The sequence below is a fragment of the Effusibacillus pohliae DSM 22757 genome (assembly GCF_000376225.1).
GTDB classification, from domain to species: domain Bacteria; phylum Bacillota; class Bacilli; order Tumebacillales; family Effusibacillaceae; genus Effusibacillus; species Effusibacillus pohliae.
Map to the genome: position 1 here is coordinate 1 of NZ_AQXL01000023.1, position 1,675 is coordinate 1,675.

At 43.2% G+C, this 1,675-nt stretch carries 1 protein-coding gene; it reads left to right on the top strand.

All coding sequences use genetic code 11. The features are described from left to right. Nucleotides 1-985: 985 nt before the first annotated feature. A complete protein-coding gene (locus C230_RS0100315) occupies nucleotides 986-1,432 on the top strand; it encodes a hypothetical protein (protein ID WP_018130111.1) in 447 nt (148 codons plus the stop codon). Nucleotides 1,433-1,675 lie beyond the last annotated feature (243 nt).

Consider the following 1,675-nt stretch of genomic DNA (forward strand, 5'->3'; position numbering starts at 1 on the left):
CGGCTACTCTTGCTCCAATCAAGCATCGTCTCATCTCCTTCTTTCAATTGGCGCACAAGCGCCTGTTGACCATGGAGATGAGCCTACGAAAGGTTAAAATGAAAATGCAAGTCCTTGAGAGAAAGATCTGATGGCAGTTCCCCGAACGCAAAAAAGTAGTCGGTGATGTAAGGATTTAAGGTCTTGTATGAACTCAATGATCAGGTGAGGACAAAGCGAGGAAAGGCTGATGGCATCGCACTCCCCTTTCGTCCCTTGTCTCGGGGCCGAAATATGTCCATCCCCGGTCAGATAAAATCCTTTTTTTCCGATTTTTTCACTGGTGTTGATTATTATCCTCCAGTTGTGATAAACCGCCCCGGTTTTAGATGAGGTTGAGGTGATAAATAGAGTGAAGTGAGTATACATCGATCTGGACGTTTTTCCGTTGATTTGGGGCGATTTTGGACATTTTTCTTCATTTTTTCAGTGAGGTTAGTCTTATGATATCCAATTTTCCCCTCAATGTCCCTAAAGGGAGTTGGGTTTTTCAAATCGTTTTTTCACGTTCACACACAGAGACTTTATCAAGACTGTTGATACGGCAAGTCCCCGTCATTGTATGAATGAATGAACACATCAGAAGAGTCCCCTAACGTTGTGGAATGCCAACTCCATCCAAAAAACAGATTTTCATTTTCCCATTTTCCCATTTCAGCATAAGCGTCGAACTCATTTGGATTCGTCGATACTAAAGATAGTTTTTTTCCGTATTGACCTCTTGAACGAATCTTCACACTTGCAGCGAACCAGCCTGTTCACTCACCATAAAAACTTTTAACGTCTTCCACCAACTTTCCGTATTTCCATCGAGTGGTACATTACCTCTGGAGGTTGTACGCAGAAACATTCTATTGCTGAAAATACTTGCAATAACCAGAAGTCTTTCAATATGATGTTCCAACCTCAAATGACGAGGAATCATCTTTCTGTGGAGGTGGTTATCATGCTAGATGCCAAACCACTCGAACCGAACAACCATGAAGCCATTCTGAAAGAGATCAACCCTGCCGTAGGGTTCAACCAAGCAGACATGTTCCAATGCACCACTGGAACATGTGGGCAATGGTTGCCTAGGTCGAAAGCACACTCGCCGAACGCCCAGAACCCCACTATATGTAAAGAATGCTTTGCTCAAAAGCAAGCTGAGAAGAAAGCCAGAAAACTGGCTAAAGAGCAGGCACTTCAGTCTCAACAAGGCGAAAAAACCGTCAAAGTCACTCATACGATCGACCTGTGGACACAGGTAGCGATTGAGGTGTTGGCAAATGGAAAAACAAACTCCAGTGTCATCGACCGGGCTATCAAAGAACTGGTGGATCGACAAGATGACGAAACCAAGGCGGTTATTCAGTTTCTTTATAAGAAACGTTTGGCAGCATTGGATGGGTGAAACTAAACTCCGAAGTGTGAATTGCGCACTTCGGAAATTACATAAAATTGATCCGAGGTTCAAAACCACAACAGTAGAGAAAACAAACTGATTTTACGTGTAACATGTTTGGCGTAGGTTTCATAAAAGAGCCCCTCCACATTCTGGAGATAAGACTCTCGGAATTAAAATTTCCTTACAGGCTCTAGTCTCTTGACTAGGGCCATTTATTGTTTCACCCCCAAAACAGGAGTGCGAACAAAT